The sequence below is a fragment of the Streptomyces sp. NPDC044719 genome, assembly GCF_056433405.1.
The window spans coordinates 450,788-472,574 of record NZ_JBWKHE010000007.1 but is presented as its reverse complement, the minus strand read 5'-3'; the positions used below and the strand labels follow the sequence as shown (position 1 = coordinate 472,574).

The window sequence follows — 21,787 nt, the reverse complement described above, 5'->3', positions numbered from 1 at the left end:
CACCCCGTTCCAACAACGGACCGGGCCGTATCGCCCCCTGTTCCCAAGGGAGGACCGGCCCGTGATGCCGTCGTTATGCGCCTTCACGCACCCTTCACGCGTCCTCGGCGAGTTCCAGCCAGCGCAGCTCCAGTTCCTCGCGCTGCCCCGCCAACTCGCGCAGTTCGGCGTCCAGTTCCGCGACCTTCGCGAAGTCCGTGGCGTTTTCGGCGATTTTGTGGTGAAGCTTGGCCTCCTTCTCGGAGACCTTGTCGAGCTGCCGCTCGATCTTCTGGAGTTCCTTCTTAACGGCGCGCTGGTCGGCGGCGCTCTTCTCCGGGGCGGCGCTCTGCTGCGCGGCGGGGGGTGCCGAGGCGGCCGCCGCCTCCTCCATGCGCTGCCGTCGCTCCAGGTACTCGTCGATGCCGCGCGGCAGCATCCGCAGGGCGCCGTCGCCGAGCAGGGCGAACACCCGGTCGGTGGTGCGCTCGATGAAGAACCGGTCGTGGGAGATGACGACCATCGAGCCGGGCCAGCCGTCGAGCACGTCCTCGAGCTGGGTCAGCGTCTCGATGTCGAGGTCGTTGGTGGGCTCGTCGAGGAAGAGGACGTTGGGCTCGTCCATGAGCAGGCGCAGCAGCTGGAGCCTGCGGCGCTCACCGCCGGACAGGTCGCCGACCGGCGTCCACTGCTTCTCCTTGGTGAAGCCGAACGTCTCGCACAGCTGCCCGGCCGTCATCTCGCGTCCCTTGCCGAGGTCGACCCGCTCGCGCACCTGCTGCACGGCCTCCAGCACCCGTGTGCTCGGGTCGAGTTCGGCGACCTCCTGGGACAGGTAGGCGAGCTTGACGGTCTTGCCGACCTTGACCTGCCCGCCCACGGGCTGCGTCTCCCCGTCGGTCCTGGACGCCTCGGCCATGGCCCGCAGCAGGGAGGTCTTCCCTGCGCCGTTGACACCGACGAGACCGATCCGGTCGCCGGGCCCGAGCTGCCAGGTGACGTGCTTGAGAAGGACCTTGGGGCCGGCCTGGACGGTGACGTCCTCCAGATCGAACACGGTCTTGCCGAGCCGCGACGACGCGAACTTCATCAGCTCGCTGCTGTCGCGGGGCGGTGGTACGTCCTTGATGAGCTCGTTGGCGGCCTCGACCCGGAAGCGCGGCTTGGACGTACGGGCGGGCGCCCCGCGCCGCAGCCAGGCCAGCTCCTTGCGGACGAGGTTCTGCCGCTTGACCTCCTCGGTCGCGGCGATGCGCTCGCGCTCGGCCCGGGCGAAGACGTAGTCGGAGTAGCCGCCCTCGTACTCGTAGACGGCGCCGCGCTGGACGTCCCACATGCGGGTGCAGACCTGGTCGAGGAACCAGCGGTCGTGGGTGACGCACACGAGGGCGGAGCGGCGGACCTGGAGGTGCCGGGCAAGCCAGGAGATGCCCTCCACGTCGAGGTGGTTGGTGGGCTCGTCGAGGACGAGCAGGTCCTGCTCCTCGATGAGCAGCTTGGCGAGGGCGATACGGCGCCGCTCACCGCCGGACAGCGGCCCGATGACGGTGTCCAGGCCCGCGGGGAACCCCGGCAGGTCGAGCCCGCCGAACAGGCCGGTCAGCACGTCCCTGACCTTGGCGTCGCCCGCCCACTCGTGGTCGGCCATGTCGCCGATGACCTCGTGGCGGACGGTTGCCTCGGGGTCGAGCGAGTCGTGCTGGGTGAGCACGCCGCTGCGCAGCCCGCCGGAGTGCGTGACGCGCCCGGTGTCGGCCTCCTCCTGCTTGGCGAGCATCCGGATCAGGGTGGTCTTGCCGTCGCCGTTGCGGCCGACGACGCCGATGCGGTCCCCTTCGGAGACGCCGAGGGAGACGCCGTCGAGCAGGGCGCGGGTGCCGTACACCTTGCTGACGTTCTCGACATTGACCAGGTTGACGGCCATTACTCTCCTGACAGGGGGGATGATCGACCCTCCAGGGTAGTCGGGCGGTGGGGTGCTCCGGCCGGGGTGTTCAGGAGGGAGCGGCGGCCTCCTGGCGGCACTGGTACCGCCACACGTCCAGCAGCCTCTCGTCCTCCCGCAGCTCCTCGCCGACAGGGCCGATCCGGTGCTCGGCCTCCACACAGCGCGGGTCGTCGTGCCAGGCCAGGCCGGACTTCGCGCAGAGGCGGACCGACTGCCGCTCGTCCTGGGTGAGCGCGACGCGGGTGTCCCCCACCTCGGGCTCGCCGCCCCGGTGGTACGCCAGCCACCGGCACGCCGCCTCGCGTACGCCGGGGTCCTCGTCGCGGGCCAGGGTGAGAACCGTGGTGAGGCTTTCGGGACGGACCAGGGACGTGCCGTCCTCGGACAACTCCAGAGTGTCCGGCACCGGGCGCGCACCGCCGGATCAGGATGGGTGAGGTGCGACAGGCCGACGGCCTCGATCTCCGGGGCGTCGTCGTGGGTCATCGCGTGCAGGAGGACCGCCAGCACCTCCGGGCCCTCCTCCTGCTCGGCCCAGGGCACGAGTTCCCGCCCCCGTCCCGGCTCCACCGCCAGGTCACCTCGTCCAGCCGCCGGTAGAGGGTGGACACGGATTCCGACCAGACGACGTCGCCGCGGTCGGGCCGCACGAGCGCCCGCGCGAGCAGCTCGTCGAACGGCGTGCGGATCTTGAACTCCGCCTCCAGGTACGACAGGACCCCCGCGTGTCCGTCCCGGACGGTCAGGCCGCCGAGTGTGACCTGGTCGTAGTGGCAGAACCAGTGCCGGTCCTCGACACGGGTCCGCTCGGCCGGTGCCGTCGCGCCGGTCCTGCTCCGCAGCTCGGCCTCCACGCCGGTCCGGGTCCAGTGGCGGGCCCGCTCCATCAGCTCTTCCCGGTCGGTGGAGGCCAGATCGACCAGCTCGGGCAGCAGCTCCAAGGTCATTCCCACGGAGCCTCCGTCCACCGCCCGCAGCAGCGGCGTACTCCCGTCGGGCAGTCGGCGCAGGGGGTCGGCGCCGCCCTGGAGCAGTGCCTCGGCGACGGGTTCGTCGTAGGCCGCCACGGCCAGACAGAGGACCGGGAGGCTGTTCTCGAGGGTGTCGGGGTCGGCGCCGGACTCCAGCAGGGCCCGGACCTCGTCCGCGTCTCCGCGTCGTACGGCCGCGACCAGTTCGCGCACGCCTGTGCCCCCTTTTGAAGATCGACCGGGGGAGCCTAAGCGTCCCTCGGCGACCGGGCACGCGATTAAAGTCCGGCGACCATCGCCCCGGGCGTCGGCCCCGAGGCCGTCCGCACGGTCCGGCAGGTGCCGGAGGACACCAGCGCCTGCGCCACCGCGGCCGCCGACTCCGGGTCGCGGACGAGGAACGCCGTGGTCGGGCCGGAGCCAGAGACCAGGGCGGCGAGGGCGCCCGCTGCGCGGCCGGTGGCCAGGGTGCCGGCGAGTTCCGGGTAGAGGGACAGGGCGGCGGGCTGGAGGTCGTTGGAGACGGCGGCGGCGAGGGCGTCCGGGTCGCCCTTGGCGAGGGCGGCGAGGAGTTCCTGGGAGGCGACGGGCTCGGGGATGTCCGTGCCCTCGCCGAGCCGGTCGAACTCGCGGAACACGGCCGGGGTGGACAGGCCCCGCTCGGCCATGGCGAACACCCAGTGGAAGGCGCCGCCGACCTCCAGGGGCGTGAGCTGCTCGCCCCGCCCGATGCCGAGAGCCGCCCCGCCGACCAGGCTGAACGGCACGTCGCTGCCCAGCTCGGCGCAGATGGCGAGCAGTTCGTCACGGGAGGCGCCGGTCTCCCACAGCGCGTCGCAGGCCACCAGGGCGGCGGCACCGTCCGCGCTGCCGCCGGCCATGCCGCCGGCGACGGGGATGTCCTTGGCGATGTGGACATGGACGTCGGGGCTGCGGCCGTACCGCTCGGCCAGCGCGATCGCCGCCCGGGCGGCCAGGTTCGTACGGTCCAGGGGGACCAGGTCGGCGTCCGGGCCCTCGCAGGTGACGCGGAGCTCGTCGGCCGGGGTCACGGTGACCTCGTCGTAGAGGCTGACGGCGAGGAAGACGTTGGCCAGGTCGTGGAAGCCGTCGGGCCGGGCGGGGCCCACCGCCAGCTGGACGTTGACCTTGGCGGGGACGCGGACCGTGACGCTCACACGGGCTCCTTCTCCTGGTGCTGGTTCGCCTTGTGCTCGGCGATACGCGCGAACTCTTCCACGGTCAGTGACTCGCCCCGGGCCTGCGGGGAGACCCCGGCGGCGACGAGGGCCGCCTCGGCGGCGGCGGCGGACCCGGCCCAGCCGGCGAGCGCGGCCCGCAGCGTCTTGCGGCGCTGGGCGAACGCCGCGTCGACGACGGCGAACACCTCCTTCCTGGAGGCCGTCGTCTTGATCGGCTCGGTCCGGCGGACGAGGGAGACCAGACCGCTGTCGACGTTGGGCGCGGGCCAGAAGACGTTCCGCCCGATGGCGCCCGCGCGCTTGACCTCGGCGTACCAGTTGGCCTTCACGGAGGGCACGCCGTACACCTTCGAGCCGGGTTCGGCGGCGAGGCGGTCGGCGACCTCCGACTGGACCATGACGAGCGTGCGGTCGATGGTCGGGAAGGTGGCGAGCATGTGCAGCAGCACCGGGACGGCCACGTTGTAGGGCAGGTTGGCGACCAGCGCGGTCGGGGCGGGGCCCGGAAGCTCCGTGACGTGCATCGCGTCGGAGTGGACCAGGTCGAACCGGTCGGCGCGCTCGGGCATACGGGCCGTGATGGTCGCGGGCAGCGCGGCGGCGAGCACGTCGTCGATCTCGACGGCGGTGACGCGGTCGGCAGCCTCCAGCAGCGCGAGGGTGAGGGACCCGAGCCCCGGGCCGACCTCGACGACCACGTCGTCGGGGTGGACCTGTGCGGTGCGGACGATACGGCGGACGGTGTTCGCGTCGATCACGAAGTTCTGGCCGCGTTGCTTGGTGGGGCGTACGCCGAGGGCGGTCGCGAGTTCGCGGATGTCGGCGGGGCCGAGGAGGGCGTCGGGGGTGGGGCTCGTCACGGGACAAGGGTACGGGGGGTCTGACGGGGGCCGGTTTCCTGGTCGCTCGGCGTACGGGCTGAGGGCGGGTTCGTGCGCAGCCCGGCGTTGCGGGGTGCCTCCCCCCACTCTCGGCTTCGCTCGAGCGGGGGGACCCCCACCGCCCACCCGTGCCGCCCCTAGCGGCACGCATGCCCGCAGCGGGGGGGCGGCACACATGCCCGCAGCTAGGGCGTCACCCGTGCAGCCGCCCCCCGCAATGCGGCCACGGACTCGCGCCCCGTCGCACGTACAGCTTCTTCGCGCGGTACGTCTGTTCCGCCGCCGGGGCGTCCTGGGGGCGGCCGCTGCCGCCGAGGGACTGCCAGGTGTGGGTGTCGAACTGGTAGAGGCCGCCGTAGGTGCCCGAGGAGTCGACCGCGTCGGGTCGGCCGCCGGACTCGCAGGCGGCGAGGCCCTGCCAGTTCAGGTGGTCGGCGCCCTGCACGGACGTCGGTCGCGGCTTCGTGCCGACCTTCACCACCTGCGGGCGCGGCTCGCGCACCACCTCGGACCTGATCCGGCGCGGTTTCTGCTTGACGCCGTTGACGGTGCGCAGGGAGTACGTGACCCGGCGCAGGCCGGCCTCGCCGGCGCGCTCCACGACCTCCGTGCCCTGGAACAGGGTCGGGTCCTCGCTCCGCCGCACCTGGAAGGGGATCGGCTCCTCGCGGACCTCCTTGCCGCCGGTGATCCGCAGCACCGTGACGGTCTGCCCGTCGCGCGGGAAACTTCCCTGCGGGACGGACGTGGTGTCCTGGCCGCGCAGGGTGATCCCGGCCTCGTCCACGGCCTCCCGCACGGTCGCCGCGTTGGTGCGGATCGTGCGGGCCCGGCCGTCCGCCATGATCGTGACCGTGCGCTCGGTCCGCACGTCCAGGGCGAGCCCCTCACGGCCGATCTGCCGGGAGCGCGAGGTGGACAGGTACGCGCCCTCCTGCCGTACCCCCAGCTCTCGGAGCGCCCCCGCCACCGTGTGTGCCGTCGTCCACACCTCGCGCCGGTGCCCGTCGAGGGTGAGCCGCACGGGACGGGCGTAGTGCACGGCGACCTCGTCGCCGCTGGCGATCTCCGTGCCGGGGCCGGGGGCCACCACGTCGTGGGCGCCGACCTCGACACCCTCCTCCGAGAGCAGCTCGGTGACGTCGTCGGCGAAGGTGTGCAGCGTGCGTGCCTTGCCGTCGACGTTCAGCTCGATCGCCTTGTCCTTGGCGACGAACGCCGTGGTGCCGCCCGCCAGGAAGGCGACGACCAGGGCCTGCGGGAGCAGCCGCCGCATGGAGCCGTCCGGGCGCTCGGCGTAGCGGGCCTTGCGTCGGCGCGCGGACCTGCGATGTGAGCCGGTGCGCGCCGCGGCGCGCGAACCGGCGCGGGCTTCGGCACGTGACTCGGCCCGCGACTCCGCGCGCGTGGGGCGCGGGACGGGCGCCGGTGCCGGATCGGCCTGATCGTCCTCCGGTGCGCCCTGCCGGGGCAGCCCGGGCAGGGGCGGCGGCACCTCGTAGGCGGGCCGGTAGGTGTCCTCGTAGGCACCGTCGAAGCCGCCACGCACCGGCTCCCCGTGGGCCGGGCCATATGCCTCGTACCGCTCGTACGTCTCGTACGTCTCGTACTGCGAGTTGCTCACGCCGACACGCTCCAGGGGCCGGAGGGGGTCCAGAGGGGTCCGGATCGGGCCCCCAGAACCTAGCGGAGCGGCCGTCACTCTCCAAAGCGACGCGACTACGCACAGTCGTGCGGTGAGGTGGTGGGCGGGTCAGTAGCCGAAGGCGCGTGCCGTGTTCGCCGCGAGTGCCGTGGCCAGCGTGTCCTCGTCGACGCCGCGCACCTCGGCCATGGCCCGCACCGTGATCGGCACCAGGTACGGGGCGTTGGGCCGCCCGCGGTACGGCGCCGGTGTGAGGAAGGGGGCGTCCGTCTCCACCAGCAGCAGCTCCGGCGGGGCCACCGCCACCGCGTCCCTCAGGTTCTGGGCGTTCTTGAAGGTGACGTTGCCGGCGAAGGACATGAAGTAGCCCGCGCTCGCGCAGATCTCCGCCATCTCGGCGTCGCCGGAGTAGCAGTGGAAGACGGTCCGCTCGGGGGCGCCCTCCTCCTTCAGCACGCGCAGGACGTCGGCGTGGGCCTCGCGGTCGTGGATGACCAGGGCCTTGCCGTGCCGCTTGGCGATCTCGATGTGGGCGCGGAAGGACCTCTCCTGCGCTTCCTCGCCCTCGGGCCCGGTGCGGAAGTAGTCGAGGCCCGTCTCACCGACGCCCTTGACCTGCTCGAGCCCGGCCAGCCGGTCGATCTCGGCGAGCGCGTCGTCCAGGGCGGTCTGGCCGCCCGGTTCGCGCGCGCCCTGCCTGGACCAGCCGTCGGGGTCGCCGTGCACGATGCGTGGGGCCTCGTTCGGATGCAGGGCGACCGTCGCGTGGACGGCGTCGTACGCGGCTGCCGTGTCGGCCGCCCATCGCGACCCCTTGAGGTCGCAGCCGACCTGCACGACCGTCGTCACTCCGACCGAGGCCGCCTTCGCCAGCGCCTCCTCGACCGTGCCGGACTGCATGTCCAGGTGGGTGTGGGAGTCGGCGACCGGCACCCGGAGGGGGTCCGGGAGCGGGGGCGCGGCGTGCTTGCCGGAGTCGTTCGAAGGCATGCCCCGATCCTACGAAAGGGGTACGCCCTCCCCGATGGGGGAGGACCGGGGAGGGCGTCGAACAAGGTGAGCCGGACGGGTCAGCTCGCCTTGCGCTGGAAGGGGTGGAGCAGATCGGACAGATGCCAGTGGTGATGCCCGGGCTCCTCGCGCCCGTCCGCTCCCCTGTCCTCGGCGTCCGACGCCGGTGCCTCCACCGGTCCGCCGGGCGGCGGCACGCGGTGAGGCCTGCGCGCGGCGTTGCGCGCCGACTCGACCCGCCCGGGCCGCATGATCCGTACGACGTGGCCGTCGCAGTTCTGGCACGTGGGCTTGGACAGGGGTGAGGGCACGACCTTGCCGTCCGCCACGTAGAGGACGAACTCGTGCCCGGCGGCGTCCGTGTGGTGCTCTATCTCGTACGACTGCTCCCAGCCGTGCCCGCAGCGCATGCAGGCGAAGGAGTACGACTCGTTGACGACGGCGGTCGCACCGGCGCGGAGCCCGGTCTGCCCTGCGATCTCACTCATGCCAGCTCCTGTTCCGCTGTGGCGTGAGGACGATTCCGTCCCCGCAACCCAGTGGACTCCTCAGCCGGACCGAAGGCAGCAGACCTGTCGACTATTGGCGCCGATTTGGGCGTTCCTTGCCCCAGGACCGGGGCGCTTTTGCCCACCCATGGGGCGCACGGACGCGCCCCGAAGGGGCGCGGGGAACTGCGCGACCAGCCACAGACAACCGTCAGCCGGAATTCTTCGCGGCGACAACGGCATCGAACACCACCCGCTTCGGCACCCCGGCCTCCACCGCGACCGCGGCGATCGCCTCCTTGCGCCGCTCCCCCGCCTCCTCCCGCACCCGGACCCTCCGCACCAGCTCCTCGGGCCCGACGTCCTCCGCCCCAGGCGCCGGCGCCCCCTCCACCACCACGGTGATCTCCCCGCGCACCCCGTCCGCGGCCCACGCGGCAAGCTCCCCCAGCCCGCCCCGCCGAACCTCCTCGTACGTCTTGGTCAGCTCCCGGCACACCGCGGCCCGCCGCTCCGTGCCGAACACCTCGGCCATCGCCGCCAGCGTGTCGTCGAGCCGGTGCGGAGCCTCGAAGTACACGAGGGTGCGCCGCTCCCCGGCCACCTCCCGCAGCCGCCCCAGCCGCTCCCCCGCCTTGCGCGGCAGGAACCCCTCGAAGCAGAACCGGTCGACGGGCAGCCCCGACAGCGCGAGCGCGGTGAGCACGGCGGACGGCCCGGGCACGACGGTGACCCGTATGTCCCGCTCGACGGCGGCCGCGACCAGCCGGTACCCGGGGTCCGACACCGACGGCATCCCCGCGTCCGTGACCAAGAGCACCCGCGCCCCGCCCGCCAGCTCCTCGACCAGCTCGGGCGTCCGCGCGGCCTCGTTGCCCTCGAAGTACGACACCACCCGCCCCTTGGGTGTGACCCCCAGCGCCTGGGTGAGCCGCCGCAGCCGCCGCGTGTCCTCGGCGGCGACGACATCGGCCCCGGCCAATTCGTCGGCGAGCCGGGGCGGGGCGTCCGCGATGTCGCCGATGGGGGTGCCTGCGAGTACGAGGATTCCAGTCACCTCACCATCCTCCCAGGGGCGGAGGATGCGGACGCATACCGGCCATGCACGGGACTCACACAGAACGGTTCCCTACGATGGCGCGGTGACCAGTACCGCGTCCTCCACGGACACCCGGCAGGGCCAGGCGCCGCTCGAGCAGCGGCCGTCCTGGCAGCAGCGGCTGCGCCGCTTCGGCTACCAGGGGCAGCCCAGAAGCGACGCCCGCGACGTCCGTGACCGCCTGGTACCGCCGTACACCGAGCCGAGCCCGCGGCTGTGGGCGGCGCTCGGCGTCCCGCACACCCTGGCGGGACGGCTGGTGCGCTGGTCGGCCTGGATCGGCCCGCTGCTCGTGACGCTGCTGGCGGGCATGCTGCGGTTCTGGAACCTGGGCAACCCCAAGGCGGTGATATTCGACGAGACGTACTACGCCAAGGACGCGTGGGGTCTGGTCCACCGCGGGTTCGAGGTCAACTGGGACAAGAACGCCAACGATCTGATCCTGTCGGGCGGGCACGTCACGATCCCGACGGACGCGGCGTACGTCGTGCACCCGCCGGTCGGCAAGTACGTCATCGGGATCGGCGAGCTGCTGTTCGGCTTCGACCCCTTCGGCTGGCGCTTCATGACGGCGGTGCTCGGCACGCTCTCCGTGCTGCTGCTGTGCCGGATCGGCCGCCGGCTGTTCCGCTCCACCTTCCTGGGCTGTCTGGCGGGCGCGCTGATGGCGGTGGACGGCCTGCACTTCGTGATGAGCCGCACGGCGCTGCTCGACGGCGTGCTGATGTTCTTCGTGCTGGCCGCGTTCGGCTGCCTGCTCGTCGACCGCGACAAGGCCCGCGAGAAACTCGCCGCCGCGCTCCCGGTGGACGCCGACGGCCGGGTCAGGCCCGACCGGCACACGGCCGAGACGGCCCGGCTGGGATGGCGTCCCTGGCGCTGGGCGGCGGGTCTGATGCTGGGTCTGGCCATCGGCACGAAGTGGAACGGCCTCTACATCCTGGCCGCGTTCTGCGTGATGGCGGTCCTGTGGGACGTCGCCTCTCGCCGGGTGGCCGGCGCCCGGCACCCGTATGCGGCGGTACTCAAGCGCGACCTGGGCCTCGCGTTCCTCGCCACGGTCCCGGTCGCCGTCGTCACCTACGTCCTGGCCTGGACCGGCTGGATCCTCTCCGCCACCGACGGCTCCGGCGGCTACTACCGCAACTGGGCCGCGACAAGCGGCAAGGGCGGCAGCTGGACGTTCCTGCCCGACTGGCTGCGCAGCCTGTGGCACTACGAGCACCAGGTGTACGAGTTCCACGTCGGCCTGTCCTCGCCGCACACCTACCAGTCCAACCCGTGGAGCTGGCTCGTCCTGGGCCGCCCCGTGTCGTACTTCTACGAGTCCCCGACACCCGGCAAGGGCGGCTGCCCGGCCGACGCGGGCGGTAAGTGCGCCAGCGAGGTGCTCGCCCTCGGCACGCCACTGCTGTGGTGGGTCGCCTGCTTCGCGCTCCTCTACGTCCTGTGGCGCTGGCTGCTGCGCCGCGACTGGCGCGCCGGCGCCATCGCCTGCGGCATCGCGGCCGGCTATCTGCCCTGGTTCATGTACCAGGAGCGCACGATCTTCTTCTTCTACGCCGTCGTCTTCCTGCCGTTCCTGTGCCTGGCGGTGGCGATGCTCCTCGGCGCGATCGTCGGCCCGCCCCGCTCCTCCGACACCCGCCGCGTCGCGGGCGCCACGGGCGCGGGCGTCCTGGTCCTGCTGATCGCCTGGAACTTCATCTACTTCTGGCCCCTGTACACGGGCACCGCCATCCCCATAGACGACTGGCGGGCCAGGATGTGGCTGGATACCTGGGTCTGACGCACGTTTCGGTCAAGAATCGAAAACGTCCGTCCCTGTGGTAACCGCTTCCCCATAGAGTGCTCCCGGGATCGAGCTTTCTGAACACGTTCAACGGAGCGTGTGGAGGCTCGAACGGGGAGAGGACGGCCTGATGGCCAAGGGGGTCAAGGTCGCTGTCATAGGCGGCGTGTTCGCGGTGATGGTGGGCGGGGCCGGGTACGGCGCCTTCAACATCGTGAGCGCGCTGACCGGCGACGGGGGCACGAGCGGGGTGGCCGCGGAGCAGAAGTCGGGGCCACCCGGCAAGGACGAGGTCGAGGAGACCACCGCCAAGTTCTTCGCGGCGTGGGAGAAGGGTGAGGCAGCGACGGCGGCGTCGTACACGAACAACGACGCGGCCGCCGAGCGGCTGCTCACCGCCTTCGGGGACGACGCGCACATCACCGACGTGAAGATCACGCCCGGTACGGCGCGCGGCACCACCGTGCCGTACACGGTGAAGGCCGAGGTGGCCCACGACGGGAAGTCCGAGCCGCTCGGCTACAAGAGCGAGCTGAAGGTCGTGCGCGGCCTCACCACCGGGCGGGCCCTGGTCGACTGGCAGCCCGCCGTCGTCCACCCCGGGCTGAAGAAGGACGACACGCTCGTCACGGAGAAGTCGGCCAATCCGCCGATCGAGGCCGTCGGCCGTGACGGCACCGAGCTGACGAAGGAGAAGTACCCCTCCCTCGGCCCGGTCCTGGACGCCCTGCGTGCCAAGTACGGCAAGGAGGCCGGCGGCACACCCGGCGTCGAGCTGGTGATCCGGCACGCCGGCGAGGGCGTCGCCGACACCCCGCTGCTCACCCTCGCCAAGGGCAAGCCGGGCAAGCTGACCACCACGATCAGCCCGGGCGCGCAGGCGGCGGCCGAGAAGGCGGTCAAGCGGTTCGCCCAGTCGTCGGTGGTGGCCGTCAAGCCCAGCACCGGTGAGGTCCTGGCGGTGGCCAACAACCGTACGGACGGCTTCAACGCGGCCTTCGAGGCGCAGGCGGCCCCCGGCTCCACGATGAAGATCGTCACCGCCGCGATGCTCATCGACAACGGCGTGACCTCGATGAACGGCCCGGCGCCCTGCCCGGACACCGCCGTGTGGCAGAGCCAGACCTTCAAGAACCTCACCGGCATGAAGCCCGACGAGAACGCCACGCTCGCCAACAGCTTCATGCGGTCCTGCAACACCGCCTTCATCAAGCTCATCGACGAGAAGCCGCTCACGGACGCCTCGCTGGCGCAGGAGGCCGAGCGGCGCTTCGGTCTCGGGCAGGACAACTGGAAGACCGGCATCGTCTCCTTCGACGGCAGCGTTCCCGCGGTCGGCGGACCGGACCGGGCGGCCGGCGCCATCGGGCAGGGGCAGGTCCAGATGAGCCCGCTGAACATGGCCTCGGTGACCGCGACCGCGATCACCGGCAGCTTCCGCCAGCCCTACCTGGTGTCGCCGGACCTGGACGGCAGGGAGTTGGCGCGGGCCGAGGGCCTGCGGGCCGGCACCGCCGCCCAGTTGAAGCAGATGATGCGGCTCACCGCCACGCAGGGCACCGCCACGCAGGCCATGCGAGGGCTGGGCGGCGACATCGGCGCCAAGACCGGTTCCGCGGAGGTCGACGGCAACGCCAAGTCCAACAGCTGGTTCACCGGATTCCGGGGCGACATCGCGGCGGCGGCCATGACCGAGGAGGGCGGTCACGGCGGCGACGCGGCCGGGCCGATTGTCGCAGCCGTGCTACGAACGGGTGGCTGATCTCACCCACGCGGGACGGGACCCTAGGGTGGTGGGCGTCGTTGGGACAGCTGAGGGCAACGGGGACCCTGGGGATTCGCGGAGGAACGGACTAGCAGTGGGCAACAGAAGGCGCGTCGCCGAGCGACGGAAGACGAGACCCGCCGTGATCGGCGGGGTGATCGCCGTGGTCGTCGGTGGCGCCGGGTTCGGCGCCTACGCGCTGTTCGGCGGCGGCGCGGCAGCCGACGACGGTACCCGGGCATCATCGGACGAGAAGCCCAAGGTGAAGACGGGCCCCCTGTCGGCGGCCGAGGTCACCACCACCGCCCGTGCCTTCCTCACCGCCTGGCAGTCCGGGAAGGTCCCGCAGGCCGCCGCGGCCACCGACGAGGCGGCCGCGGCGACGGCCCTGCTCACCGGCTACACCAAGGACGCCCGGATCAAGGACGTCACCCTCACCCCGGGCAAGCCCACCGGTGACAAGGTGCCGTTCTCCGTCAAGGGCACGGTGGCGTACAAGAACACCGAGAAGCCGCTGGCCTACGAGAGCGCGCTGACCGTCGTCCGCCGCACCAGCGACGGAAAGCCGCTGGTGGACTGGCACTCGGCGGTCGTCCACCCGGATCTGAAGGACGGCGACAAGCTGGTCACCGGCGAGGCGGGCACGCCTCCGGTCAAGGCGCTCGACCGGGACGGGGGCGAACTGACCAAGCAGAAGTTCGCCTCGCTCGGCCCGGTGCTGGACGGCCTGCGCGAGAAGTACGGCAAGGAGGCCGGCGGCAAGGCCGGCATCGAGCTGCGGGTCGTGCGCGGGAAGTCCGCCAAGTCGGACGACCTCTCCGACAAGACGCTGCTGGAGCTGAGCAAGGGCACGCCCGGCACGGTGAAGACCACGCTGGACCCCGCCCTCCAGGCGGCGGCCGAGAAGCAGGTCGCGAAGAAGGCCAAGTCCTCGGTGGCCGTCATGCGGGCCTCGACCGGTGAGATCCTGGCCGCCGCCAACGCCTCGCCGGGCTTCAACACCGCCTTCCAGGGCTCGCTGGCGCCCGGCTCCACGATGAAGGTCATCACCGCCTCGCTGCTGCTGGACAAGGGCCTGGCCTCGGCGGACAAGAAGCACCCGTGCCCGAAGTACTTCACGTACGGGCACTGGAAGTTCCAGAACGACGACAAGTTCGAGATCAAGGACGGCACGTTCAAGGCGAGCTTCGCCCGCTCCTGCAACACGGCCTTCATCAGCCAGGCGCCGAAGCTCAAGGACGACGACCTGACCAAGGAGGCCCAGCAGGTCTTCGGCCTGGGGCTGAACAACTGGGCGATCGGTGTGCCGTCCTTCGACGGCGCGGTGCCGGTGCAGTCGGCGGCCCAGATGGGGGCCTCGCTGATCGGGCAGGGCGGGGTCCGGATGAACCCGCTGAACATGGCGTCGGTGTCGGCGACGGTCAAGACCGGCACCTTCCACCAGCCGTACCTGGTCTCCCCCGACGTGGACGGGCGCAAGCTCGCCAAGGCCGCGCGCCCGATGCCGGCGGGTACGGCCTCCCAGCTGCGTGAGCTGATGTCGTACACGGCCGCGGCCGGGACGGCGGCGGAGGCGATGTCCGGGGTCAGCGGCGATGTCGGCGCCAAGACGGGGTCGGCCGAGGTCGACGGGCAGAAGAAGCCGAACGGCTGGTTCACCGCCTACCGGGGTGATCTGGCGGCCGCGGGCGTCGTCCAGCAGGGCGGGCACGGCGGCGAGACGGCCGGGCCGATCGTGGCGGCGCTGCTGAAGGCGGGGGGCTGACCCGCGAGGTCAGTGGGTGACCGGTTCCGCGGCGGCCATGTAGGTCCGCCGCAGGAACCGCAGCAGCGCCTGCCGTTCGAACTGCACCACCAGCACTCCCTGCGCGGAGTGGAACTCCACCACGGCCTGCACCCGGCCGCACGGCCACACCCGCACCTCGCCGCTGCCCGCGGGGGCCCGCAGCCCCTCCTCCAGCAGCTCACGGCCGAAGGTCCACTCGCTCGCCCCGGGCCCGGGAAGCTTGATGCCCACCGACCGGGGATCCCGGTCGGGGTCGTACCGCAGAGTGACCGGAACCGCCTCCAGCTCATCGATCAACGGGACGGCCGCGTCCGTGACGATGTGGGCTCGCGCGTACTGCTCGACTACGGACATCGGACGGCCCCTTCACCGTGCGTCAGCTGTGTGGAGACTGTGCGTCCACTTATCTCCAATGTCGCATATTTTCCGGATTGCGCCCTCGGGGCCCGGACATATCGCGGCGACATCGCGGGTGAGATAAGACAAGCGTCACGCTCTTGCAAACCGTTCGCATCAAGCCACATCATCGAAGCGTGCATGTACCTGACGGATTCATCGACGCCCCCACCTCCGCCGCCACCGGTGTGATCGCCGCGGGCGCCATCGCCGTGAGCCTGCGCGGCGCGCGGCGCGAACTCGACGAGCGCACCGCCCCGCTGGCCGGCCTCGTGGCGGCGTTCATCTTCGCGGTGCAGATGCTCAACTTCCCCGTGGCGGCCGGCACCAGCGGCCATCTGCTCGGGGGCGCGCTCGCCGCGATCCTGGTAGGCCCCTTCACAGGGGTCCTGTGCGTCTCCGTCGTCCTGCTGATGCAGGGCCTGCTCTTCGCGGACGGCGGCCTGACCGCGCTCGGCGTGAACATCACCAACATGGCGATCGTCACGACGGTCGTCGCCTACGCCCTCTTCCGCGGCCTGGTGAAGGTGCTCCCCCGCACCCGCCGGTCGATCACCGCGGCATCCTTCGTCGCCGCCCTCGTCTCCGTCCCGGCCGCCGCGCTGGCCTTCACGCTCATGTACGCGATCGGCGGCACCGCCGACGTGTCGATCGGCAAGGTCGCCACCGCCATGGTCGGCGTGCACCTCCTGATCGGCATCGGCGAGGCCGCGATCACCGCGCTGACCGTCGGCGCGGTGATCGCCGTACGCCCGGACCTGGTCTACGGGGCGCGCGGCCTCACGCGGAAGCTCAAGCTGCGGGTGCACGGCGAACTGGTCGACGCGCCCGGCGCCGAGCCCGCCCCCGTGGCCGCCCGGACCTCGCACCGCCGGGTGTGGGCCGCGGGCCTGGTCGCTTCCCTCCTCCTGGCCGGATTCGTCAGCTTCTACGCCTCGGCCGACCCGGACGGCCTGGAAAAGGTCGCCACCGACCACGGCATCGACAAGAAGGCCGAGGAGCACACCGCGGCCGACTCCCCGCTCGCCGACTACGGCGTCAAGGACGTCGACGACGCCCGGCTGTCCGGGGGGCTGGCGGGCGTCATCGGCGTGGGTGCCACGGTCGCCGCGGGCAGCGGGATCTTCTGGGCGGTGCGCCGTCGCCGTACGGACGACACCTCCCCGTCGAACACGACGGACGCGACGAGCAGCACGGGCGTCTGACGTGGGTGCGGGTCACGGGCACAAGCTCTACCGGCACGGGCACTCGCCCGTGCACGCCCTGCCGCCGCACACCAAGCTCGCCGCGGTGTTCGCCTTCGTGCTGGTCGTGGTGTCGACGCCGCGCGAGGCGATGTGGGCGTTCGGGGGGTACGCCGTGCTGCTGGGCGTCGTCGCGGGCGTCGCGCGCGTGCCCGCCGGGTTCCTGCTCCGGCGGCTGCTGATCGAGGTGCCGTTCGTGGCGTTCGCGGTGCTCATGCCGTTCGTGGCGGAGGGCGAGCGGGTCGACGTCCTGGGGCTGTCCCTGAGCGTCAACGGCCTGTGGGGCGCCTGGAACGTGCTCGCCAAGGGCACGCTCGGTGTCGCCGCCTCCGTGCTCCTCGCCGCCACCACCGACCTGCGCGAACTGCTCCTCGGCCTGCAGCGCCTCAAGCTCCCGCCGCTCCTGGTGCAGATCGCGTCGTTCATGGTCCGCTACGGCGACGTCATCGCCGACGAGATGCGGCGCATGCGGATCGCCCGGGAGTCCCGCGGCTTCGAGGCGAAGGGCGTCCGGCACTGGGGCGTGCTCGCCAAGTCCGCCGGCGCGCTGTTCATCCGCTCCTACGAGCGTGGCGAACGCGTGCATCTGGCCATGGTCAGCCGCGGCTACGCCGGTGCCATGCCGGTCATCGACGAGGTGACCGCGTCCCGGGCGCAGTGGTCGTACGCCCTGGCCCTCCCGGGCGCGGCCCTCGTCGTCTGTCTGCTGGGATGGTCCCTGTGACTGATGTGACCCCTTCCCTCGACGTGGCCGGACTGGCCTTCGCCTATCCCGACGGGCACCAGGCCCTCTTCGGCGTCGACTTCTCGATCGCGCGCGGTGAGCGGGTCGCGCTGCTCGGGCCGAACGGCGCCGGCAAGACGACCCTCGTGCTGCATCTCAACGGCATCCTGACCGGCGGCACGGGCACGGTGAAGGTGGCCGGGCTGCCCGTCGGCAAGCAGCACATGGCCGAGATCCGGCGCCGGGTCGGCATCGTCTTCCAGGACCCGGACGACCAGCTCTTCATGCCGACCGTCCGGGAGGACGTGGCGTTCGGGCCCGCTGCGGCCGGGCTGAAGGGGCCGGAGCTGGAGGAGCGCGTGGACCGGGCCCTGGAGCGGGTCGGCATGGCGGACTTCAAGGAGCGGCCGCCGCACCACCTCTCCTTCGGGCAGCGCCGCCGGGTGGCTGTGGCGACGGTCCTGGCGATGGAGCCGGAGATCCTCGTCCTCGACGAGCCCTCCTCCAACCTCGACCCCGCCTCCCGCCGCGAACTGGCCGACATCCTGCGCTCGCTGGACGTGACGGTCCTGATGGTCACGCACGACCTCCCCTACGCCCTGGAGTTGTGCCCGCGCGCCCTGGTCCTCAGCGAGGGCGTGATCGCCGCGGACGGCCCGACCGGCGAACTGCTGCGTGACGAGGAGCTGATGCGCGCCCACCGGCTGGAGCTGCCGTTCGGCTTCGATCCGCGTTCCGTGCCGGCCGCTCCGGCCCGTCCGTGACAATGGGCGCGTGACGAACGAGAAGCCCCCGAGCGGGGATGCTTCACTGCTGCTGGACGATCAGCTGTGCTTCGCGCTGTACGCCGCCCAGCGCGCGGTGACGGCCGCGTACCGTCCGCTCCTCGACGAACTCGGCCTCACCTATCCCCAGTACCTCGTGCTGCTGGTCCTCTGGGAGCGCGGCGAGACCACGGTCAAGGACCTGGCCGCGACCCTGCGCCTCGACTACGGCACGGTCTCGCCGCTGCTCAAGCGGCTGGAGGCGGCGGGTCTGCTGCGGCGTGAACGGTCGGCGCGGGACGAACGGTCGGTGCTCGTGGCCGTGACCGGGCGCGGTGAGGAACTCCGGGAGCGCGCGACGTGCGTGCCCGGCGCCCTGCTCACGGCGACGGGCCTGGACGGCACGGAGATCGCGCGGCTCCGCGAGGAGCTGTGGCAGTTGGCCGAGAAGGCGGATTCGGCCGCCGACCGGGCCCGCTGATCGCGGGTTACCCCGGGTTGCCACCCCCTGGTGGCGCAGGCCTGTTACCGGCCAGTACCTTGTGCACGATGTGTTTGTGCACACTTGTTTCCGGGGGAGGACAGCATGACTGACGGCACCGCCGTCGACAGCCGCCCGACGAAGATCATGTACGTCGCCGAGGCCACCGCCCACGGCGGCCGTGAGGGCTACGTCACCAGCCAGGACGGTCAGATCGACCTCAAGGTCGCGATGCCCCCGCAGCTCGGCGGCGACGGGAACGGCACCAACCCGGAACAGCTGTTCGCGGCCGGCTACAGCTCCTGCTTCCACAACGCCCTGATCCTGGTCGGCAATCGCGAGGGCTACGACCTGACCGGCTCCACCGTCGCCGCGAAGGTCGGCATCGGCCCCAACGCGCAGCACGGCTACGGCCTCGCGGTCGCCCTGAGCGTCTCCCTCCCGGTCGTCGACCCCGACCTCGCGACCAAGCTGGTGGACGCGGCCCACGAGATCTGCCCGTACTCGAACGCGACCCGCGGGAACATCGACGTGACCATCCTGCTTGGCTAAGGGGGAGCACCGCAGCGGCGCAGCAGGACGAGGAGTACGGACGTGGATGTGAACGGCACGGTCGCCGAAGGCTTCGAGCCGGTCAGGGAAGCGTTCGTACGGAACTTCGAGACGCTCGGCGAGCGGGGCGCCGCGGTCGCCGTCCACCGGGACGGGCAGCAGGTCGTCGACCTGTGGGCCGGCACGAAGGACGTCGACGGCACGACCCCCTGGGAGCACGGCACCGCCCAGGTCGTGCGCTCGGCGACGAAGGGCGTCGCCGCCGCCGTACTCCTGCTGCTGCACCAGCGCGGGCAGTTGGACCTGGACGCGCCGGTGGGCCACTACTGGCCGGAGTTCAAGGCGCGGGGCAAGGAGCGGGTGCTGGTCCGGCACGTCCTGAACCACCGGGCCGGCCTGCCGGTCCTGGACCACCCCCTCACCCCCGAGCAGGCCCTCGACCCGCTGCGGGGACCCGAGGCGGTCGCCGCCCAGGCCCCCGCGTGGGAGCCCGGCACCGACCACGGCTACCACGCGCTCACCTACGGCTGGATGCTCGACGAACTGGTGCGGCGCGTGACCGGGCAGGGCGCGGGCGAGTGGCTCGCGGCACAGATCACCGGCCCGCTGGGCCTGGACCTCTGGCTGGGCCTGCCCGAGGCGGCGGCCCACCGGGTGGGACGCGCGGGCCGCGTCGAGGGCCCCGAGCCGGCCGGGGGCCTGCGCGCCCGCCCGAAGCGCTCGGTCACCGAGGCCTACGAGGACCCGGCCTCCCTCACCCGCCGGGCCTTCGCGGCGATCACCCCGTTCCCGGACCAGAACGACCCCGCCTACCGCGCGGCGGCCCTGCCCGCGACCAACGCCATCGCGACGGCGGACGGACTGGCCCGCTTCTACGCGACGCTGATCGGCGACACGGCCGGCGCCGCACGCCTCTTCACGCCGGAGACGGTCGAGCTGGCCCGGGCCGAGGAGTCGGCGGGCCCCGACCGTGTCCTGGTGGTCGGCACCCGCTTCGGCCTCGGCTACATGCTGCACGGCAGCGCCTCGCCCTTCCTGGCCCCGGGCTCCTTCGGCCACCCGGGCCGGGGCGGCGCCCTGGGCTTCGCGGACCCGGAGTCCGGGATCGCCTTCGGCTACGTCACGAACGGCTTCCGCAAGACGGTCACGGCGGATCCGCGGGCGCAGGGGCTGGTGCGGGCCGTACGGCAGTCCCTCGGGGCCTGAGACTCCCGATCGGCCTGCTGGCGCTAGACGTGGATCGGGTGGGAGACCCGCCCGGAGGCCTGGTCGATCTCCTCATGGGCTTTGGTCAGCAACTGCATGGCGAGTTCGTTGAGCGCCCGGGCCCCGGCGATCTCCTCTCCGACCCTGGGCTGGTTGACGTCGGACCGGTGCCGGCTGGCCGCCCCGTGCGCCCGTACCTCGGCGCCGTCGGGCAGCCGGACCATGGCGACCGCGCGCGTGTGCTGGTCGTCCTCCATGAACTCCATCTCGACGTGCCATCCCGCTCGGGTGTGCATCATGACGATCACCTCCGGAAGACCCATGGCCTGTCGTTCGGATCACGCCGCAGACGCGGGGCCTGGCACGCGCACCGGCGCTGACAAGGTGCCGCCGATTCTCTGCGACCTGATCCGAACGACAGGCCCTGGTTCCAGGGTGCTCCTCGCACCGGCCGGACGCACCCGTCCCGACGCGTCTATCCCGCGTGCAGCATCAACCCGATCCCGACGACGAGCAGCCCGGCCGCCGCGATCCTCGGAACGCCGAACCGCTCCTTGAAGAACACGGCCCCGATCGCCGCGCCCACGATGATCGACGACTCGCGCAGGGCGGCGATGGGCGCGAGCTCGGCCTTGGTCTGGGCCCACAGGACGAGGGCGTAGGCGGCGACGGAGAGGGCGGCCCCGATGAGACCGATCCCGGCGAACGGCCGCAGCAGGGCGACGGTCCGCCCGCGCAGGCGACTCAGGGCGTAGGCAGGGATGACGACCCCTTGCACGGCCATCAGCCAGGCGATGTACCCGAGCGAGGAGCCCGACGCGCGCACGCCCAGCCCGTCCACCACGGTGTACGCGGCGATCGTCAGCCCGGTCGCCAGGGCCGCCCCGATCGCCGCCCAGTCGGGCCGGCGCCCGCGCAGCCCCCACAGGGCGACGCCGGTCAGCCCCGCGCACGACACGGCGATCCCGGCGGCGGCCCACCCGTCGGGCACCTCGTGTGCGAAGAGCGCGGCGAGCAGGGTCACGACGAGGGGCGCGGTACCGCGCGCGATGGGATAGGCCTGCCCGAAGTCGCCCAGCCGGAAGGACTTCATCAGCAGCGCGTAGTAGGCGATGTGGATGGCGGCCGAGAGGAACAGATACGGCCACGCCCCGGCTGCCGGGAACGCCACGAACGGCGCGAGCGCCAGCCCGATGAGCAGCCCGCCGCCCGAGATGAGCGCGAAACCGGCGAGCTTGTCCGTGATCTTGTGCGCGATGGCGTTCCAGCTTGCGTGGGTCACGGCGGCGAGCAGCACGGCTGCCGTGACCAGCGGTGTCACGAGGTGCTCTCGCGCACGTCCACCAGGGTGGCGCCGGCGTGGGCGACGAGGTCGCGGGGCGTCATGGGGAACACGGTGTACGGCGTCCCGGCCGCCGCCCACACGGTCTCGTGGCCGAGCAGGGACCGGTCGGCGAGCACACGCGTCTTCGTCCGGTGCCCGAAGGGCGGCACGCCGCCGATGGCATAGCCGGTCGTCTCCCGCACGACCTCGACCTTGGCCCGGGTGACCTTGTCCGCACCGAGCTCCTTGCGCACCAGCTCGACGTCGACCCGGGAGGCCCCGTCCATGAGCACCAGCACGGGCACCCCGTCCGCCGCGAAGATCAGCGACTTGCAGATCTGGCTCAGCTCGCACCCGAGAGCGGCGGCGGCCTCGGCTGCGGTGCGGGTGGCTTCCGGGAAGCGCCGGACGAGCGGCACGACCTCGTCGAGACCCAGTTCCCGCAGGGCCTGGGCGAAGAGGGGGTGTACTCCGGAGCCATCGGCGTCAGTGGCGGCTGTCGTCGTCATGGGGGGCACGCTAGCGGTCC

22 protein-coding genes are annotated in these 21,787 nt (G+C 72.1%); 9 read left to right on the top strand and 13 right to left on the bottom strand.

Going from position 1 to position 21,787, the window contains the following annotated elements; genetic code table 11:
• Nucleotides 1-94 precede the first annotated feature (94 nt).
• The 9 genes from AC07DF_RS28850 to rsmI all read right to left on the bottom strand — a co-directional run bounded on the left by AC07DF_RS28850 (nucleotide 95) and on the right by rsmI (nucleotide 9,182).
• On the bottom strand, nucleotides 95-1,903 hold the full coding sequence (locus tag AC07DF_RS28850) for an ABC-F family ATP-binding cassette domain-containing protein (protein ID WP_478977531.1): 1,809 nt from the start codon (nucleotides 1,901-1,903) through the stop codon (nucleotides 95-97).
• A 70-nt stretch (nucleotides 1,904-1,973) separates the two neighbouring features.
• A complete protein-coding gene (locus tag AC07DF_RS28845) occupies nucleotides 1,974-2,333 on the bottom strand; it encodes a HEAT repeat domain-containing protein (protein WP_478977527.1) in 360 nt (119 codons plus the stop codon).
• A gap of 76 nt (nucleotides 2,334-2,409) precedes the next feature.
• A complete protein-coding gene (locus AC07DF_RS28840) occupies nucleotides 2,410-3,111 on the bottom strand; it encodes an ankyrin repeat domain-containing protein (RefSeq protein WP_478977524.1) in 702 nt (233 codons plus the stop codon).
• A gap of 65 nt (nucleotides 3,112-3,176) precedes the next feature.
• Nucleotides 3,177-4,076 carry a 4-(cytidine 5'-diphospho)-2-C-methyl-D-erythritol kinase gene (locus tag AC07DF_RS28835; protein ID WP_478977521.1) on the bottom strand — a complete coding sequence of 300 codons (900 nt, stop codon included), beginning with the start codon at nucleotides 4,074-4,076 and terminating at the stop codon, nucleotides 3,177-3,179.
• Nucleotides 4,073-4,960, bottom strand: coding sequence for a 16S rRNA (adenine(1518)-N(6)/adenine(1519)-N(6))-dimethyltransferase RsmA (rsmA, locus tag AC07DF_RS28830; RefSeq protein WP_478977518.1), 888 nt, complete (start codon nucleotides 4,958-4,960; stop codon nucleotides 4,073-4,075). Before rsmA ends, AC07DF_RS28835 begins: the two co-directional genes overlap by 4 nt.
• Nucleotides 4,961-5,174: 214 nt before the next feature.
• Entirely contained in the window at nucleotides 5,175-6,605 is a 1,431-nt protein-coding gene (locus AC07DF_RS28825; RefSeq protein ID WP_478977515.1) for a ubiquitin-like domain-containing protein, read from the bottom strand.
• Nucleotides 6,606-6,734: 129 nt separating this feature from the next.
• Complete coding sequence (locus tag AC07DF_RS28820; protein WP_478977512.1) at nucleotides 6,735-7,616, bottom strand: TatD family hydrolase; 882 nt, start codon at nucleotides 7,614-7,616, stop codon at nucleotides 6,735-6,737.
• Nucleotides 7,617-7,696: 80 nt separating this feature from the next.
• Nucleotides 7,697-8,125 carry a hypothetical protein gene (locus tag AC07DF_RS28815; protein WP_478977509.1) on the bottom strand — a complete coding sequence of 143 codons (429 nt, stop codon included), beginning with the start codon at nucleotides 8,123-8,125 and terminating at the stop codon, nucleotides 7,697-7,699.
• A gap of 211 nt (nucleotides 8,126-8,336) precedes the next feature.
• Nucleotides 8,337-9,182 (bottom strand): 16S rRNA (cytidine(1402)-2'-O)-methyltransferase, encoded by an 846-nt coding sequence (rsmI, locus tag AC07DF_RS28810; protein ID WP_478977506.1) that lies wholly within the window; start codon nucleotides 9,180-9,182, stop codon nucleotides 8,337-8,339.
• Nucleotides 9,183-9,267: 85 nt separating this feature from the next.
• Between rsmI and AC07DF_RS28805 the strand changes: the two genes are divergently transcribed.
• The 3 genes from AC07DF_RS28805 (at nucleotide 9,268) to AC07DF_RS28795 (ending at nucleotide 14,546) form a co-directional block, all read left to right on the top strand.
• Nucleotides 9,268-11,013, top strand: coding sequence for a dolichyl-phosphate-mannose--protein mannosyltransferase (locus AC07DF_RS28805; RefSeq protein ID WP_478977503.1), 1,746 nt, complete (start codon nucleotides 9,268-9,270; stop codon nucleotides 11,011-11,013).
• A gap of 133 nt (nucleotides 11,014-11,146) precedes the next feature.
• Nucleotides 11,147-12,778 (top strand): penicillin-binding transpeptidase domain-containing protein, encoded by a 1,632-nt coding sequence (locus AC07DF_RS28800; RefSeq protein ID WP_478977500.1) that lies wholly within the window; start codon nucleotides 11,147-11,149, stop codon nucleotides 12,776-12,778.
• Between the two features lie 97 nt (nucleotides 12,779-12,875).
• Nucleotides 12,876-14,546, top strand: a complete 1,671-nt coding sequence (locus AC07DF_RS28795; protein ID WP_478977497.1) for a penicillin-binding transpeptidase domain-containing protein — start codon at nucleotides 12,876-12,878, stop codon at nucleotides 14,544-14,546.
• A gap of 9 nt (nucleotides 14,547-14,555) precedes the next feature.
• Here AC07DF_RS28795 and AC07DF_RS28790 read toward each other — a convergent pair whose 3' ends face one another.
• On the bottom strand, nucleotides 14,556-14,921 hold the full coding sequence (locus tag AC07DF_RS28790; protein WP_478977494.1) for an SsgA family sporulation/cell division regulator: 366 nt from the start codon (nucleotides 14,919-14,921) through the stop codon (nucleotides 14,556-14,558).
• A gap of 179 nt (nucleotides 14,922-15,100) precedes the next feature.
• On the opposite strand from AC07DF_RS28790, the gene AC07DF_RS28785 reads away from it, so the two are divergent.
• The 6 genes from AC07DF_RS28785 to AC07DF_RS28760 all read left to right on the top strand — a co-directional run bounded on the left by AC07DF_RS28785 (nucleotide 15,101) and on the right by AC07DF_RS28760 (nucleotide 19,934).
• Nucleotides 15,101-16,168 carry an energy-coupling factor ABC transporter permease gene (locus tag AC07DF_RS28785; protein WP_478977491.1) on the top strand — a complete coding sequence of 356 codons (1,068 nt, stop codon included), beginning with the start codon at nucleotides 15,101-15,103 and terminating at the stop codon, nucleotides 16,166-16,168.
• A gap of 1 nt (nucleotide 16,169) precedes the next feature.
• Entirely contained in the window at nucleotides 16,170-16,931 is a 762-nt protein-coding gene (gene cbiQ, locus AC07DF_RS28780; RefSeq protein ID WP_478977488.1) for a cobalt ECF transporter T component CbiQ, read from the top strand.
• Nucleotides 16,919-17,695, top strand: coding sequence for an energy-coupling factor ABC transporter ATP-binding protein (locus tag AC07DF_RS28775; protein WP_478977485.1), 777 nt, complete (start codon nucleotides 16,919-16,921; stop codon nucleotides 17,693-17,695). Before cbiQ ends, AC07DF_RS28775 begins: the two co-directional genes overlap by 13 nt.
• Nucleotides 17,696-17,705: 10 nt before the next feature.
• The gene (locus AC07DF_RS28770) at nucleotides 17,706-18,176 is read left to right on the top strand and encodes a MarR family winged helix-turn-helix transcriptional regulator (RefSeq protein ID WP_478977482.1); all 471 of its coding nucleotides are present in this window, start codon (nucleotides 17,706-17,708) and stop codon (nucleotides 18,174-18,176) included.
• Between the two features lie 105 nt (nucleotides 18,177-18,281).
• Nucleotides 18,282-18,728 carry an organic hydroperoxide resistance protein gene (locus tag AC07DF_RS28765; RefSeq protein ID WP_478977479.1) on the top strand — a complete coding sequence of 149 codons (447 nt, stop codon included), beginning with the start codon at nucleotides 18,282-18,284 and terminating at the stop codon, nucleotides 18,726-18,728.
• A 42-nt stretch (nucleotides 18,729-18,770) separates the two neighbouring features.
• Entirely contained in the window at nucleotides 18,771-19,934 is a 1,164-nt protein-coding gene (locus tag AC07DF_RS28760) for a serine hydrolase domain-containing protein (protein ID WP_478977476.1), read from the top strand.
• 23 nt (nucleotides 19,935-19,957) lie between these two features.
• Here the strand turns inward: AC07DF_RS28760 and AC07DF_RS28755 are convergent, their stop codons facing one another.
• From AC07DF_RS28755 to AC07DF_RS28745, 3 genes are all read right to left on the bottom strand, one after another.
• Nucleotides 19,958-20,233 (bottom strand): DUF1876 domain-containing protein, encoded by a 276-nt coding sequence (locus AC07DF_RS28755; RefSeq protein ID WP_478977473.1) that lies wholly within the window; start codon nucleotides 20,231-20,233, stop codon nucleotides 19,958-19,960.
• Nucleotides 20,234-20,409: 176 nt separating this feature from the next.
• The gene (locus AC07DF_RS28750; protein ID WP_478977470.1) at nucleotides 20,410-21,255 is read right to left on the bottom strand and encodes an EamA family transporter; all 846 of its coding nucleotides are present in this window, start codon (nucleotides 21,253-21,255) and stop codon (nucleotides 20,410-20,412) included.
• A complete protein-coding gene (locus AC07DF_RS28745; RefSeq protein WP_478977467.1) occupies nucleotides 21,252-21,767 on the bottom strand; it encodes a YbaK/EbsC family protein in 516 nt (171 codons plus the stop codon). Before AC07DF_RS28745 ends, AC07DF_RS28750 begins: the two co-directional genes overlap by 4 nt.
• Between the last annotated feature and the right edge of the window lie 20 nt (nucleotides 21,768-21,787).